This is a genomic window from Shewanella sp. Isolate13, from assembly GCF_022398325.1.
GTDB lineage: Bacteria > Pseudomonadota > Gammaproteobacteria > Enterobacterales > Shewanellaceae > Shewanella.
In genome coordinates this window covers 173,615-188,602 of sequence record NZ_JAKEVD010000001.1, presented here as the reverse complement: position 1 = coordinate 188,602, position 14,988 = coordinate 173,615, and the positions used below count along the sequence as shown (strand labels likewise).

Annotated in this window: 10 protein-coding genes; 6 read left to right on the top strand and 4 right to left on the bottom strand. The window is 49.2% G+C overall.

Features of this window, described 5'->3' with window-relative positions:
- The 3 genes from L1D44_RS00715 (at position 1) to mepA (ending at position 5,852) form a co-directional block, all read left to right on the top strand.
- Positions 1–1,335, top strand: coding sequence for an efflux RND transporter periplasmic adaptor subunit (locus L1D44_RS00715; protein WP_239888352.1), 1,335 nt, complete (start codon positions 1–3; stop codon positions 1,333–1,335).
- Positions 1,336–1,347: 12 nt separating this feature from the next.
- Positions 1,348–4,572 carry a CusA/CzcA family heavy metal efflux RND transporter gene (locus tag L1D44_RS00710; RefSeq protein WP_239888350.1) on the top strand — a complete coding sequence of 1,075 codons (3,225 nt, stop codon included), beginning with the start codon at positions 1,348–1,350 and terminating at the stop codon, positions 4,570–4,572.
- A gap of 407 nt (positions 4,573–4,979) precedes the next feature.
- On the top strand, positions 4,980–5,852 hold the full coding sequence (mepA, locus tag L1D44_RS00705; protein ID WP_239888349.1) for a penicillin-insensitive murein endopeptidase: 873 nt from the start codon (positions 4,980–4,982) through the stop codon (positions 5,850–5,852).
- Between the two features lie 85 nt (positions 5,853–5,937).
- On the opposite strand, the gene L1D44_RS00700 is transcribed toward mepA, so the two are convergent.
- The 3 genes from L1D44_RS00700 to L1D44_RS00690 all read right to left on the bottom strand — a co-directional run bounded on the left by L1D44_RS00700 (position 5,938) and on the right by L1D44_RS00690 (position 9,586).
- Positions 5,938–8,223, bottom strand: coding sequence for an aminotransferase class V-fold PLP-dependent enzyme (locus tag L1D44_RS00700; protein ID WP_239888348.1), 2,286 nt, complete (start codon positions 8,221–8,223; stop codon positions 5,938–5,940).
- Positions 8,224–8,493: 270 nt separating this feature from the next.
- On the bottom strand, positions 8,494–9,030 hold the full coding sequence (locus L1D44_RS00695; protein ID WP_239888346.1) for a protein tyrosine phosphatase family protein: 537 nt from the start codon (positions 9,028–9,030) through the stop codon (positions 8,494–8,496).
- 94 nt (positions 9,031–9,124) lie between these two features.
- Positions 9,125–9,586, bottom strand: coding sequence for a YhcH/YjgK/YiaL family protein (locus L1D44_RS00690; protein ID WP_239888345.1), 462 nt, complete (start codon positions 9,584–9,586; stop codon positions 9,125–9,127).
- A 267-nt stretch (positions 9,587–9,853) separates the two neighbouring features.
- Between L1D44_RS00690 and L1D44_RS00685 the strand changes: the two genes are divergently transcribed.
- The 3 genes from L1D44_RS00685 to L1D44_RS00675 all read left to right on the top strand — a co-directional run bounded on the left by L1D44_RS00685 (position 9,854) and on the right by L1D44_RS00675 (position 12,662).
- The gene (locus tag L1D44_RS00685) at positions 9,854–10,909 is read left to right on the top strand and encodes an alpha/beta hydrolase (RefSeq protein WP_239888343.1); all 1,056 of its coding nucleotides are present in this window, start codon (positions 9,854–9,856) and stop codon (positions 10,907–10,909) included.
- A gap of 162 nt (positions 10,910–11,071) precedes the next feature.
- Positions 11,072–11,665 carry an LON peptidase substrate-binding domain-containing protein gene (locus L1D44_RS00680; RefSeq protein WP_239888341.1) on the top strand — a complete coding sequence of 198 codons (594 nt, stop codon included), beginning with the start codon at positions 11,072–11,074 and terminating at the stop codon, positions 11,663–11,665.
- A gap of 58 nt (positions 11,666–11,723) precedes the next feature.
- Positions 11,724–12,662: a pseudouridine synthase gene (locus L1D44_RS00675; RefSeq protein ID WP_239888339.1), complete on the top strand. Its 939-nt coding sequence runs from the start codon at positions 11,724–11,726 to the stop codon at positions 12,660–12,662.
- 339 nt (positions 12,663–13,001) lie between these two features.
- On the opposite strand, the gene L1D44_RS00670 is transcribed toward L1D44_RS00675, so the two are convergent.
- The gene (locus L1D44_RS00670; RefSeq protein ID WP_239888338.1) at positions 13,002–14,888 is read right to left on the bottom strand and encodes an alkaline phosphatase family protein; all 1,887 of its coding nucleotides are present in this window, start codon (positions 14,886–14,888) and stop codon (positions 13,002–13,004) included.
- Positions 14,889–14,988: the final 100 nt, after the last annotated feature.

Here is a 14,988-nt window from a genome sequence, read left to right as displayed (position 1 = left end):
ATGAAAACGAACAATAAAGAAGTGGTACAAACAATGATGCTTACTAACGGCAGTGAAAAATCTCGCTCATTCGATCTTAATGCGATCACTCGCGCCATGAGCTTTGGCTTCTTAATGAGTCTAACCACGGCATTTGTGCTACCGACACTGGCCACCGCGGGGGATGGCCATGATCATGGCGCGAAAGAGGTGGTTCTCGTTAAGGCGCAAGACGATAGTCATGACCATGCTGCCGAGCAGACTGCCCATGATGATAGCCACGATCACGATGCCGAAGAAGTGAAGCCAAAAGATGATGGTCACGGACACGGCGCTGAAGAAGCCGAGGAAGATGTTCATGGTATCGAGTTGACGGCGGCGCAGTTGTCACTGGCAAAGATTGAAGTGGCTCAGCTTAGCGAGCAGACATTTAGCCTAGAAGATGTGGCGACTGCAACCATAGTGGTGGATAGAGACAGAACCGTTACCATTGCTCCTCAGGTTGATGTTCGAGTATTGAAAAGAAACGTAGTACCGGGTCAAGAAGTGAAGAAGGGCGACGTACTACTCACCCTTGGTGGCGTAGCGGTTGCTCAGGCACAAGCCGATTATATCAATGCTGCGGCAGAGTGGAGCCGAGTAAAACGTATGAGTGCCAGCGCGGTGAGTGCTAGCCGTCGTTTACAGGCGCAAGTGGATGCCGAGCTTAAGCGTGCAACGCTTGAGGCGATGAAGATGACGCCTGCGCAGATCAAGGCACTGGCTAATGCGCCGGAAACTATCGGGAGCTATCAGCTAATCGCACCGATTAGTGGTCGTGTTCAGCAAGATATCGCGCTATTAGGTCAAATCGTGCCTGCGGGTACGGCGTTGATGCAGCTAACCGATGAGTCACACCTATGGGTTGAAGCCGAGTTGACACCGGCTCAAGCCGAGAAGGTGAGCATTGGTAGCAAAACCGTGGTTAAGGTGGGCGACAAGAGCATGGAAGGCACCATTATTGGTCGTTCACATGAGCTCGACAGCGTGACCCGTACCGAGCAGATCTTGGTGGCGTTTGAAAACGCAGGTCATGTGCTACACGCTGGCCAATTTGCGGAGTTGTACCTACCGGATGCATCGAAAGGCGGGGTGATCTTACCGGATTCGGCATTGACTCGTAGCAGCGATGGTCACTGGCAGGTGTTTATCGAAGGCGCTGAGGGTTTTGAAGCACTAGAGGTTGAAGTGGTTGAACGTCAGCGTGGCATGAACCTAGTTCGTGGCTTGGCGAAAGATACCAAGGTCGTTATTTCGGGGGCGTTTTTCCTTGCCTCTGAACAGGCTAAATCTGGTTTCGATATCCACAATCACTAAGAGGCTGCTGCAATGTTACAGAAACTCATAGACGTTGCCGTTCGCAACCGTCTTTTGGTGGTGCTTGCGCTGGTCGGCTTGATTATTGCCAGCGTAGCCATGCTACCAAAACTAAATTTAGATGCCTTTCCTGATGTGACCAACGTTCAGGTAACTGTAAATACCGCCGCCGAAGGCTTAGCGGCAGAAGAAGTAGAGAAACTGATCAGCTACCCGGTTGAGTCGGCGATGTACGCCTTACCTGCGGTGACAGAGGTGCGCTCACTTTCTCGTACCGGTTTGTCGATCGTAACCGTGGTGTTTGCGGAAGGCACAGATATCTATTTCGCGCGTCAGCAGGTGTTTGAGCAGTTACAGGCTGCGCGTGAGATGATCCCTGACGGGGTCGGTGTGCCTGAAATTGGTCCGAATACCTCGGGTCTAGGGCAGATCTATCAATATATCTTGCGTGCCACACCTGAGTCGGGAGTCAATGCGGCTGAGCTGCGTAGCATCAACGATTACATGGTCAAGCTTATCATGATGCCTGTGGGTGGCGTGACCGAGGTGTTATCTTTCGGTGGTGAAGTGCGTCAGTATCAGGTGCAAATCGAGCCCAATAAACTATTGAGCTACGGTCTATCTATGGCGCAGGTGACTGCCGCCTTAGAGAGCAACAACCGCAACGCCGGTGGTTGGTTTATGGATCAAGGTCAAGAGCAGTTAGTGGTACGTGGCTATGGCTTACTGCCGGCTGGGGATGCGGGCCTTAAGGCGATTGCGCAAATTCCGCTGACCGAAGTTGCTGGTACACCAGTGCGTGTGGGCGATATTGCTAAGGTCGATTACGGCAGCGAAATTCGCGTCGGTGCCGTGACCATGACTCGCCGTGATGAAGCGGGTAACGCTCAAGATTTAGGTGAAGTGGTTGCCGGTGTGGTGCTTAAGCGTATGGGCGCCAACACCAAAGAGACCATCGATGATATCAGTGCTCGTACGGCGATGATTGAGCAGGCGCTACCCGATGGTGTGTCGTTTGAAGTCTTCTATGACCAATCAGATCTTGTGAACCAAGCGGTGACGACGGTGCGTGATGCCCTGTTGATGGCATTCGTGTTCATCGTGGTGATCTTAGCGCTGTTTCTCGTTAACATCCGCGCGACCATGTTGGTGCTGCTGTCGATTCCAGTCTCTATCGGTCTTGCGCTGTTGGTGATGTCTTACTTTGGCATGTCGGCTAACTTGATGTCGTTAGGTGGCTTAGCTGTAGCAATCGGTATGCTGGTCGATGGCTCGGTGGTGATGGTGGAGAACATCTTCAAACACCTGACTCAGCCCGATAGACGTCATCTTGCCAATGCTAAGAAGCGTGCATCGAATGAAGCCGACCCATACCACGCCGATGAAGATGGTACTCAAACCACGGCTCATGATGAGTCCAGTGCTGGTATCGCCATGCGAGTCATGCTGGCGGCGAAAGAGGTGTGTAGTCCAATCTTCTTCGCGACCGCGATCATCATAGTGGTATTTGCGCCGCTGTTTGCCCTAGAAGGCGTTGAAGGTAAGTTATTCCAGCCGATGGCGGTGAGTATTATCCTAGCGATGATTTCGGCCTTGTTAGTGGCCTTGATTGCCGTGCCAGCGCTTGCTGTGTACCTATTCAGGCGTGGTGTGGTGCTGCGAGAGAGTGCCGTGCTTAAGCCGATTGAGTCGGTTTACCGTAAGCTGCTAAGTTCTACCATGGCCCACCCTAAAGTGGTAGTGATAACCGCGGTGGTGATGTTCGCAATGAGCATGATGTTGCTGCCAAGGCTCGGTACCGAGTTCGTGCCTGAGCTAGAGGAGGGCACCATTAACTTACGTGTGACTCTCGCGCCAACGGCAAGTCTTTCGACCTCTTTAGATGTGGCGCCAAAGCTGGAAGCCTTGCTGCTTGAATTCCCTGAAGTGGATTATGCCCTTAGCCGTATCGGCGCCGCCGAGCTAGGTGGCGATCCAGAACCGGTGAACAACATCGAGATCTACATCGGCCTTAAGCCAGTTGATGAGTGGGTTAGTGCGAGCAATCGTTTCGAACTGCAGCGTAAGATGGAAGAGAAACTTAACATCTATCCAGGCCTGCTGTTTACCTTCTCTCAGCCAATCGCGACTCGAGTCGATGAGTTGCTCTCTGGGGTTAAGGCGCAGTTAGCGATTAAGATCTTTGGTCCAGATCTCGATGTATTGTCAGAGCGTGGCCAAGTGCTAACCGAGTTAGTGTCACAGATCCCTGGTGCGGTGGATGTATCGCTTGAGCAGGTGAGTGGTGAGGCTCAGTTAGTGGTTCGCCCTAAGCGCGATCAACTAGCACGTTATGGTATTAGCGTTGATGAGATCATGGCGCTGGTTAGCCAGGGTATTGGTGGCGGCAGTGCCGGTCAGGTGATTGACGGTAACGCCCGTTACGACATCTATGTTCGTCTAGCTGAGCAGTATCGTAGCTCGCCAGATATCCTAGAAGATCTACTACTTACCGGTGTGAGCGGTGCAACCGTGCGCCTTGGTGAAGTGGCCGATGTGGTCATTGAGATGGCGCCGCCAAACATTCGTCGCGACGACGTTCAGCGCCGCGTGGTGGTACAGGCTAACGTGTCAGATCGTGACATGGGCTCAGTGGTAAACGACATTTACGCGATTGTGCCTCAAGCCGAGCTACCGCCGGGTTATACCGTAGTGGTGGGTGGTCAGTATGAGAACCAGCAGCGTGCTCAGCAAAAGCTGATGCTCGTGGTGCCAATCTCTATCGCCTTGATTGCTTTGCTACTGTACTTCTCATTTGGTTCGGTGAAGCAGGTGGGCCTGATCATGGCTAACGTGCCTCTGGCGTTGATTGGTGGCGTGGTAGCCCTGTTTGCCAGTGGCACTTATCTTTCGGTACCAAGCTCGATCGGCTTTATCACCCTATTTGGTGTGGCGGTATTAAACGGGGTGGTGTTGGTCGACTCGATAAACCAGCGCCGAGCCAGCGTAAAAGAGGAGAGTGATGAGTCTCTCTATGATGCGGTTTACGAGGGTACGGTTGGGCGTCTGCGTCCGGTACTGATGACGGCGTTGACATCGGCCCTAGGCTTGATCCCAATTCTACTCTCTTCGGGAGTCGGTAGTGAGATCCAGCAGCCACTGGCCGTGGTGATCATCGGCGGTCTGTTTAGTTCGACTGCGCTTACCTTGCTGGTGTTGCCAACGCTTTACCGTTGGATCTACCAAGGTCGTAAGTAATGCTTTTCTGTTCACGTCTCCCTTGAGCCGTGGTTTATTTTTCTTTACCAAGGAAGGTAAAGAGAGCTTGATAATGGCGGTGACGCATTAGTCTGCCATCACCGCAGCATCTTGTTTTTTCGATATGGTTCGCGAGTCGTTAAGCGGTACTCTGTTTATTAAGGCGCGAGCTGAAATCCAGTTTGCGGTTATGCCTAACCATCTTAATGAACAACCTACCTAGCATGGCTAGCTTATTTAGTACGCGGAGCAGGAGCGCTCCGCATTTTTAATGCATCCATTTTGCTTTAACTTCCCCCTTTTTTTCTCCCTGTAACTTCTCGACTAACCCCAGCGACTCGGTTTCTCATCATCGTAAATCTCAGCTATCTTTATGGATAATCTTAAAAGCGAATTTTGAGGTGATTATGTTGGCGAGTAAGTTGTGGATGAGCTTACGGCGGACGCTGGTATTTTTGGGTTTAAACTTACTGGCCTCCTCGGCAGCGATAGCTAATCTATGGGAGGCAGCCGATACTCCCTATGCCAGTCAAGCCAGCGCTATCGGCAGTTATGCTAATGGCTGCCTAAAAGGGGCTGAGGCCCTACCGTTAAACGGTAACGGCTATCAGGTTATCCGTCCTCAGCGGCAGCGATACTATGGCCACCCAGAGCTTATCGAGTTCATCGAGCAATATTCCTCGAGCCTAAATCGCCTTGGCGCTGACGACATTTTGATTGCCGATATGTCGATGCCAAGGGGAGGCAACTTTACCCAAGGCCATAGCAGTCATCAGACTGGGCTGGATGTGGATGTTTGGTTTCAGCGGGCGAGTAAGCCGTTAACCACTGCAGAGCTAGCACAACCTTTAGCGATAGATCCCGTTGATAAGAAGCAATTTACACTCGACACTCAATTATGGTCGACGTTACAGACGCAAATGGTCAAACTCGCAGCAGAAGATAGCCGAGTAGCCCGCATTTTTGTTAGCCCTGTGATTAAGCAGCACTTGTGTGATTTAGAGTTAGACAATGATGGCTGGCTTAAAAAGGTACGCCCTTGGTGGGGACACACTTACCATATGCATGTGAGGCTACGCTGCCCTGAAGGGAGTGAGTTTTGCCGTGAACAGGCGAAGATTCCTGCCGGTAATGGTTGTAATGAACTTGGCTGGTGGAAGCGACAGTTGACTCAAACTCAGTTGGCACAAGTTAAAGCTAACAAGCCTGCTAGTAAGCCAAAAAAGAAAAAAGCTAAGGTTAAACCTGAGCAGTGTGCGCGGATGCTTGCGGCAAAGTAATGGCAGCAAAGTAGAGTTTAAAGAAGCAAGCCGCCAATAGTGGTTCATCGGCGGCTTGGGTTTGTGTGCAGAAGAGTGGGGCCCATTAATGGCTTAACGCATAGCCACCTTTTAGATGAGAAATTTGTGAAAAGCCTAATCGGTGCATGGCTTGGGCGGCGACCATAGAGCGACTACCACTGCGGCAAACCAGTACCCAAGGCTTATCTTTCTGGTATTGCTGCTCATGGATAAACTGCACTAGGCGAGTTAAAGGCACATTCTGACTCGAGTTTAGAGAGTGATTTAAGGCATATTCATGAGGCTCACGAATGTCGATTAGCTGCACCTCATCTTGGCTGTTTATCGCGGCGGCCAAGCCCTCTGCATCATATTCGTTGATTGCTGACTTATCGCAGCTCGCTACATAGGCACCACACATGATCTCGGTGCCGACTTCATCATTAAGGTGACTGTCGAGTTGCGTCTTGCGAGCAATGAAGTCTGCTAATGATACCTGTTCGTTAACGACGGCATTCAATAAAGCATTACGGGTCATTTCTGCCTGCAGGTTGGTGGTGAATTCATGGTTGTAATCATGGCTGGCACAGATAAGTGTATCAGCGCTGATGATGCGGCTTAGTAACTTAAGGCTATCAAATAGTGCCTCGCTTGAGCTTGAGTCGAAATTAGTACGTCCCAGGCTGCCCATCAATATGGTGTCACCACAGAAGGCAAATTTAGTTCTTTGTGACAATGTCTTATTTTCTAATGGCTTTTCACACAGGAGCAGACTAATGCTGTCAGCTGTATGGCCCGGAGTCGGCACCTTGACTAATTGCAGTGAGCCAATCTCAATCGATTCATATTGAACGCCTAAATGCTCAACAGTTTGAGTTTGATAGGGCCAGCCCAAAATATCACTATCTTGCTCGACTAAGTAGCGGTTAGCTAATACTTCACGCCCCGAGACATGGTCTGCGTGTCCGTGAGTATCGATAATCGCTTTTACTTCGAGTTGCTGGCATTGAAGTAGTGTATCGAGTCTATGTTGTAACTCTGGTAGCGGATCGATAATCAAGGCTTGCTTGCTGTTGTTATCGACATAGACCCAAGTGCAGCTCGCGCCTGCGCTAAGTTGCAACAAGCCATCTAGCGGCGTTTTGTCATCGAGAGCGCGAGCGTGATCCAACAGCATGCAGCTTTGAGTTAGTGCTTGTGATGCGGTTTTAATCCGCTCACAAGCAAGGTCAACATCGGCCTGGGTTATAGCGGGCCCAAATGACATTCTAATCGCCGATTCGCTCTGCCAAGTTGGTAAGCCCATGGCGTCGAGCACAAAACTGCGGGTGACTTTAGAGCTGCAGGCTGAGCCCGAGCTTACGCGAATATTAGCGGCATCGAACAGATCCATGATCTCTTTGCTGCTAAAACTCGGCACGGCAAAGTTAATCGTAGTTGGTACACTGTGTTCAAAGCTGTTATTAAATACGATACGAGGGAAGCACTCAGTTAGGGTGTTGGCAATTTGCTGGCGATAAGCCTGTAACGTTTGGCTGTCGCTAAAGGCAGAGCCTTGGGGGCAAAGTAGCATCTTAAAAATGACATTGAGCGCCGCCATTCCTGGTAGATTTTCGGTACCTGAGCGAAGACCGCTTTCTTGTCCGCCTCCAGCAATAAAGGGCGTGAAGGGCGCACCATCACGAATATAAACAAAACCGATCCCCTTTGGGGCGTAGAGTTTGTGACCACTGAAGGGGGCATAATCGATCGTTGTTTGTTGTAGATTTAGCGCGGTTTTCCCCAGAGCTTGCACACAGTCGACCATCCAGAAAATATTGGGGTTTGCATGGCGAATACTCTGCTCTAACTGTTGAAGATCTTGAAATACGCCCGTTTCATTATTCACCGCCATGGTGCAGATCATCAATGCGTTGGGTGCGTGTTGCGCAATAAAATCATTATCTAAAAGACCAAATTGATCGACCGGGATTGCCATGATCTCAGCCGGAATATCTAACACCGTTAACCAATGTTTAAGAGATTCTGGTACGGCTTTATGCTCTGTTGCGCCATAGAGAGCCTTATAAGTTTGCCCCGGTTGGAGCCGTTTCTTCGCTGCGAGTAACGCCGAAAGGATTGCGGTCTGGATCCCTTCGGTTGCACCACTGGTAAAAATGAGTTTTCCCTCACCGACGCCAAGCAAGCTGTGTGCCCGTTGGCGAGTTTGTTCCATTAAATCTTTCGCTTTCAGGCCGGTGATATGACTGCTGCTTGGATTACCAAATAGGGTTTCCATGGCCGATAGTGCGGCGGCAGCGGCTTCAGGTAACACGGGAGTGGTTGCATTTGCATCTAGGTAAACCTGGGTCAATTCATTGTGGTTATTCATGGCGTAAGGCTCTTTATTGTTATTTTATGTACAATGAAAACTATATTCTTTTTGGGTATAACTAATTCGAGTTGGCTATATTAGCAGCTTGAGGATAATGATCAAGATCACGTTTTTCAGTGGCTGGGATTCTGGTTAGCTAGAGCTAAGTTAATCTTAATTTAGGCAGTTGCCATGGGGAAAGGAGGGAGAATTAATGCCAACCAAGATAAAAAAACGCCTAGATAGGCGCTTTTTAGAATTAGGTCTGTCAGCTTGGTAAACCAAGCGCTATTTGGCTAAGTCAGACTTAACTTGATCAATAAGAGCCTGCCATTGAGGGTACTCTTTTAAGCTTTTTGAAAGCTGTCCCCATGGCGCCATGACTTGCTGTTGGTAAGCCTCTGAATCACTCTGGCCGCGTTTTAACTGATACAGATAATAAAAGGCAGACGCTCGATAATTGGCTGCGCAATGCACTAAAATTTGTTTGTCTTGGTTAGCGTCCATTATGGCAAAAAACTGCTGAACATTTGCAAGAGTAGGCTGTTTCCAGTCCACATCAATTTGCGCGTAGTCCATGCCAGCTTGTTTAACCAGCTCTGCTTCATTGGCATAAGCAGTAGGATTATCTTTTGGGATTAAGTTAATCACTAGCTCTACACCTGATTCTTTAAGTACTTTGAATTGAGGCTCGGTTGGCAAGCCTGCAGTTATTACTTTATCGCTACTAAACTGCACAGCTTTAATTTGCTGTAAAGCTTCCGGTGTAATGGCTGCAAACGCCATGGGGCTAAGCAAGCTAGTTAGCAATAAAATAAAGCGCATCTGGGTTTCCTTTTCTGTACTCAATATCAATTTGTATAAGAGTGAGTCTTAAGGCATAAGTTCAAGAGGCAGAACAGATAGTTAGCCTTAATACTTAGACTTTGACCTTAATCACCACTTTACGCACTTGGCTAGCGTTATCGCCAGTACCTGGCATATGGATATCATCTGGGAAGAACAGCGCAAACATGCCAGCCTTCAGTGGGATAAAGGCGGCATCACCTTTATTAGATTCATAATCAAAGTTGGCGTAGTCATGTTCGCTGTTGTAGGCCTTCGACGGTGTCTGGTTAGCCAAAGGCAGATAACCGAACTCCTCTTCACCACTCACCACATACTGCACATCGATATACTGCTGGTGAACTTCAAACGGCTCTAGCTCTTTAGGCTTAGTCTGGTAATCGTTAACGATGACGAACAGATCTTTGCCTTCTAGCTCATACTTGCCGACTTCAAGCTGACTGAAATCTGTAGTAGCGAGGTGTTCGAGGGCTTTAGCAATGCGTGGATTGATCGCAGTGTAGATTTGGCGGTTCGCTAAAGTATCAACAATCATGATGTTTGCTCACAATAGGTCAAAGTTGACCATTAAAATTAGTTAGACAAAGCCAGGCTGAAACGCCTGTCATTTAAGAAGCGAAGTGTAGCCTTAACTGGCCTTAGGCGATACAAGAGTTCACTTTAAATTCGCTCTCTTTTACGTCGAACGTACATTTAAGCTTTTGGCTACTATCGAGCAGACTTCCGAGTTGCGTCTATCGAGTAACGAGTTTAGGGTAAGCGTAGATTAGAGCACGAAAGTAATTTAACTTTAAGGATGAATGTGGCTTCGTTACGATTGATTGCTGGGCCTAAGGCCTATCAAACGCTCAGTGAAAATGGCTTCAAACCTGAGCTGTTTTCACAGCTGCTTGCAGCCTCCGGTGGGCCTAAGTGGATTGGCATAGCAGGGCTTGACCGTTACCTGTTTACCGAGTTTTTTAAAGACATGAAGCAACCGCTGCATACCCTTGGCGCCTCATCTGGGGCATGGCGACTCGCATGTCTTGCTCAGGCAGAGCCGGGAGCCGCTTATGATCGTTTAGAGGAGCTCTATATCGGTCAGCGCTATGATACCAAGCCGACAGCGATAGAAGTCTCGCAGCAGGTGACCGATATTATCGAAGGCTTGCTGGGCAGCTCTGGCGCAGATGAGATAGTCAGTCATTCCCAGATCAATAGCCACTACATTGCCTGTCAGGCTCGACATATTAATCGCCTCGGTGGACAAGCGCCGCTGGCCCTTGGATTAGCGACGGCGGCGATGACAAACCTCGTCAGCCGTAAGAGCCTATCTTGGCATTTTAAGCGTTGTATCTTTGGTGTCGAGCAACACTCCTCCCCCTTTGCTGGGCTTAGGGATCTACCGAGTCAGTTTTATTCGCTGTCACAGAGTAATATTCACCAAGTGTTATTGGCGACTGGCTCTATCCCTTGGGTGCTAGCCCCGGTAAAGCGGATCCATGGTGCGCCTAAGGGGCATTATTATGATGGCGGGATCACCGACTACCATTTCGATCTGCCACTCAACCATAGCCAAGGTTTGACCTTGTACCCGCATTTTTACCCTAAGATGTCGCCGGGCTGGTTCGATAAGTCACTCTCTTGGCGCCTAGCTAGAGATAATTACGATAATGCACTTATTCTGGCGCCAACCGATGGCTACTTGCAGAGCCTGCCCTATGGCAAGCTACCAGACCGAGAGGATTTCAAGCGCTTAGACAGTGACTCGAGAATTAAATATTGGCGTAAAGCGGCGGCGAAGAGTCAGGTTTTAGCCGATGATTTAGCTGAAATTATTGATAAAAATGTGTTCCATGAGCACTTAGAAAGGCTATAGCTCTATGCTCTAAAGGGGTAATAAAACCGTCTGTTTCCCTGTCTATTTAGTAGGTGTCGCGAGCTGAGGCGTGCTGGCTGAAATTTGTTCAGCTGCTACACTTTAAGCATTATTCGCGACTTTAAAAATGATGTGACCTACCTATTCGAGGGGGAGGTTATTATGCAGACTAAAGAGATGGCATTACTAGCGCACGACGCTCTATTGTTACCTGGAGGGCGGGTCGAGATCCGCGTGATAGCTCCTCGCTGTATGAAGATGATTGCCGAGTCCCTTAAGGGACACTATCCGTTGGTATTTGGCATGAGTAAGCCCAATAGTACCCCGCCCTGCTATGATACTGCGACTCAATGTGAGGTGATTGATTTTAATCAACTCGATGATGACTCATTAGGGATCATACTCGAAGGTAAGCAAAGGGTTAAGATCCTTTCTGCGGCCGAGCGTAAAGATGGCACATGGATCTGCCGAGTCTTGCCTTGTAGCAATTGGCAACAGGAGCCTATTTATGGGGAGTTTGAGCTTATCAGTGCCGCACTGCAGCAGTTTTATGAGGTTAACCCCGAGCTGTTTGGCCTCTATGAGAACGATGTACACCTTGAAGATGCCTCTTGGGTGAGCCAGCGCTGGTTAGAGGTGTTACCCTTGTATAATCAAGATAAGTTACGTTTGCTCAATCAGCCTAATTGCCATAAAACCATGAACTTCGTACTCGAGTTGATTAAGTCCCACGCTAGAGATAATCAACACTCTTAGGCTGAGTTTTGTTAAAGTAGCGCCACTTTGTTTTGCACACTTTTATTGTTTGAGTCTTATGAGTTCCTCTGTTCGCGCTGCCCAAGCCTCCTATGTGGTGTTACCGGATACGGTAACCGATAAACCGACCGTGTTTAGCTTTCTTGTGAGTAAGTTTCCTGCGATAGCGAAAAGCGTGTGGCAAACCCGTATTCTTGATGGCAAAGTGCATTGGCGAGATGGCACGCCTATTACTCTAGAGACCGCCTTTATCCCCCGTGAGCGGGTCTACTATTACCGCGAGGTCGAGCAGGAGTCGATAATTCCCTTTGAGGAGAAGATCTTGCGGCAGGCCAGTGAGTTTATGTTGGTCTTCAAGCCTCACTTTCTGGCAGTGAATCCGAGCGGTAACTTCGTCAATGAGTGCTTGGTCAACAGGCTGCGGATTAAGACGGGTAATCAGGAGATTGTTGCGGCGCACCGCTTGGACAGAGCCACCGCGGGCGTGATGTTACTTAGCCTAAATAGCGCCACTCGTCATGATTATCATGAGCTGTTTAAGAGTGGCCAGACCCGTAAGACTTATCAAGCGATAGCACCATTAAATAGTGAACTTAAGGCGATGATAGCCAAAGACACATTGACGCTTCCTATGGCGTGGACGGTTAAAAATCGTTTGCAGAAAACCGTTCCCAGTTTCTTGATGTGTATAAGTGATGGCGAAGCCAATAGCCACTCTAAGATCCGCTTAATAGAGGTGCATAACGGTTATGGGCTGTTTGAGTTAGCGCCAGTGACCGGAAGAACCCATCAACTAAGGGTGCATATGATGAGCCTAGGCATGCCGCTTTTAAATGACAGACTCTATCCTGAGTTACTCGATAAAGCGCCAGATGATTTTGCAAAGCCACTGAAGCTGATGGCGCAGCGTTTATGCTTCACCGATCCAATCACTCAAGAGTGTGTCGATGTGAGTTGCGACGGATTTAACTTACGGGATGAAGTCCGATTGCTATAGTGCGATCTCAGACGGCATTCAGCTTTTATCTTTTAGCTTTTGCTTTTCCGTTTTTGCTTTCTCGGCTTCTTTCCGGCTCTTACCGTCTTAGTTTGTTTCTAGAATCTAGAGCACTCGCATGCTCGTTTCTAGGGCGCTTCGCGGCTAGAGCGGACTGCGTCCTGCTATACAGCCAAAAGACGGCATTCAGCTTTTATCTTTTAGTCTTGGCTTTTCCGTCTTAGCCTTTATCGGCTGTCACATCTTAGCTTTTACCTAGCACCTCGAACCAGCTCTTCCTAGTCTCTGCTTTTACCTAGCACCTCGAACCTGTTTATCCTAGAATCTATGTTCTATGACCTAATGCCTCGGCGGTAAAAACTCGGTTTCGCTCATGTCTGAATGCAGCACGCCTATCTTGGTTGGCGCACCATCGGCTGCTATCTCCACTATGCCGATACCACTTTGATTGACTAAACGCTTGCTACGCTCACCATTGGGCCTGCGGCCACGGATCGACATACGCTTACGCTTAGTGAAAAAGTTAAGTGGTGAGAAGTGACCATAGAGCCAGCCGTTAAACTTATCGAAAATCGGCAGTAGCTTTTCCGGAAATTGATTCTTGAAGCCGCTACAGGTGATCTGATAGATCTGCGGTCCGCCATGACGAAAGCGAATCCCCACATCATAGCTAAAGGAGTAGTGTACATCTCCTGATAAGATGATGAACTGCTCCGGCGTCTTTCTGTGCTGGAAGATGCTGAGTAAGGTGTTAGCCGTGCCGGGGTGGGCCATCCAGTTTTCGGCATCGACCAGTAAAGAGCCACCACATAGCGTCGCCATACGTTGCACGGTTTCTATCAGCTTTACCCCGTAGATAGGTGCGGGAGAGACGATGATCACATTGGGTTGGTTAACGAGTTCGGCCTGAAATTCCATCAGGGCTTCCCAGTCCATCAGCCCCGAAGGTTTAGCCAGGTTTGATTCACTGCGCCAGCGCCGAGTTCGGGTATCGAGCACCAAGAGCTTAGGCGAGGTTTGCAGGCTGTAATGCCAATGCTCGAAGCTAAGCAGTGTGTCGATGAGTGCATCTTGGTCACCGGTGGTCGGGCTTTTAAGAAAGGCATCAAGCTTAGGAGTGATTTCGGCATCGAAGCGACTCGGTGCGTTCCCTAATCCTTGGAAGAGGGTGTAAGCGATGAGTGCATTTCCTATGATGCGTTTTGAGAAGGCGTGTCCGTACGCGGCTTGCTCCCATCTTGCGGTGAGATTCCAGTCATCGGTAATGTCGTGATCATCGAAGATCATGTAAGTGGGGATATGTGCCATCAATCGACGAACCTGCTTTAGGCCACTCTTAAATGCCAGTAGCTCTGTCCACTCCTTTTGCCACCTCTGAGTGAGTGTCTTGCTAAGCCCCACAACTTCTTTAGGGATATCAATCCGCTCCCATAGCTCGGGTGACCAGTAAAGTAGATAAAGTGCCACCATCTCATTGAGGCTGATGAGGTGGTTCTCTGCGAGTGATGAGGTAAAGATCGGGTGGTTGATATACCAAGCCTTGATGGCCGTCTTCGCCTTATATTGAGTCTTAGGCAGCAGATGTACGTGACGTCGATACATGGCGGCAGGCTGGTAGCTAATTTGACTGCTATCGATTAACGGGGCATCGATGAATTGCTCTTGATGTAACCCTAAAAGCTGGATGACTTGGCCAATGGCGTACAGCATGGGCCCCGCGATGTCATCGACATAGACCTGATCGCCACTCATCATCAGTAGTGCCGGGCGCTCCGTAATATCGTTGCTTTGCATCAATTGGGTATCGGCGGCGACTAAGGCATCGCTGCTGTGATGATGGGCGTTACGACACGAGCCATGCATCAGTTTATCGATTTGGGGCTTGATGATAAATCTGCAGGCCTGTTCGTCTGGGTAATGTAACTCATCGATTTGATGAAAGAGCTCACCTTGCTCGCTATCAAATAGTCGATAGGCGAGCGCGACATCTTTGGGTAATAACTGCTCTTGGTTGACACGGATCAGATACTGAAATGCATGCTTACCCAGTGGAATACAGTGAACCTCATCTCGGCTTAGCTCCCGGTCAAAATCGGCGCCAACTAATGCCAAGCGCAAAGTCGACAGCGGCTGCTTACAGACAAACCATAAGGTGAAGTGCTGCTGATCGCAGTGACGTAGGCTTGGGCCGGCAATAATTAGCGGAATGGAGCTTGCAGATGGCATCGATATAGTCTTTCAATGAAAAGTTATCTGTAGCAAGAGTAAACCAGTGCTAACAGGATGAAAACCCCTTAAGATGGATGGCCAGATCTCAGGGTTCAAT

Excerpts from the sequence above, each read along its gene's own strand:
- L1D44_RS00715 (WP_239888352.1), top strand. The coding sequence starts at position 1 with ATGAAAACGAACAATAAAGAAGTGGTACAAACAATGATGCTTACTAAC.
- L1D44_RS00710 (WP_239888350.1), top strand. The coding sequence starts at position 1,348 with ATGTTACAGAAACTCATAGACGTTGCCGTTCGCAACCGTCTTTTGGTG.
- mepA (WP_239888349.1), top strand. The coding sequence starts at position 4,980 with ATGTTGGCGAGTAAGTTGTGGATGAGCTTACGGCGGACGCTGGTATTT.
- L1D44_RS00700 (WP_239888348.1), bottom strand. The coding sequence starts at position 8,223 with ATGAATAACCACAATGAATTGACCCAGGTTTACCTAGATGCAAATGCA.
- L1D44_RS00695 (WP_239888346.1), bottom strand. The coding sequence starts at position 9,030 with ATGCGCTTTATTTTATTGCTAACTAGCTTGCTTAGCCCCATGGCGTTT.
- L1D44_RS00690 (WP_239888345.1), bottom strand. The coding sequence starts at position 9,586 with ATGATTGTTGATACTTTAGCGAACCGCCAAATCTACACTGCGATCAAT.
- L1D44_RS00680 (WP_239888341.1), top strand. The coding sequence starts at position 11,072 with ATGCAGACTAAAGAGATGGCATTACTAGCGCACGACGCTCTATTGTTA.
- L1D44_RS00675 (WP_239888339.1), top strand. The coding sequence starts at position 11,724 with ATGAGTTCCTCTGTTCGCGCTGCCCAAGCCTCCTATGTGGTGTTACCG.
- L1D44_RS00670 (WP_239888338.1), bottom strand. The coding sequence starts at position 14,888 with ATGCCATCTGCAAGCTCCATTCCGCTAATTATTGCCGGCCCAAGCCTA.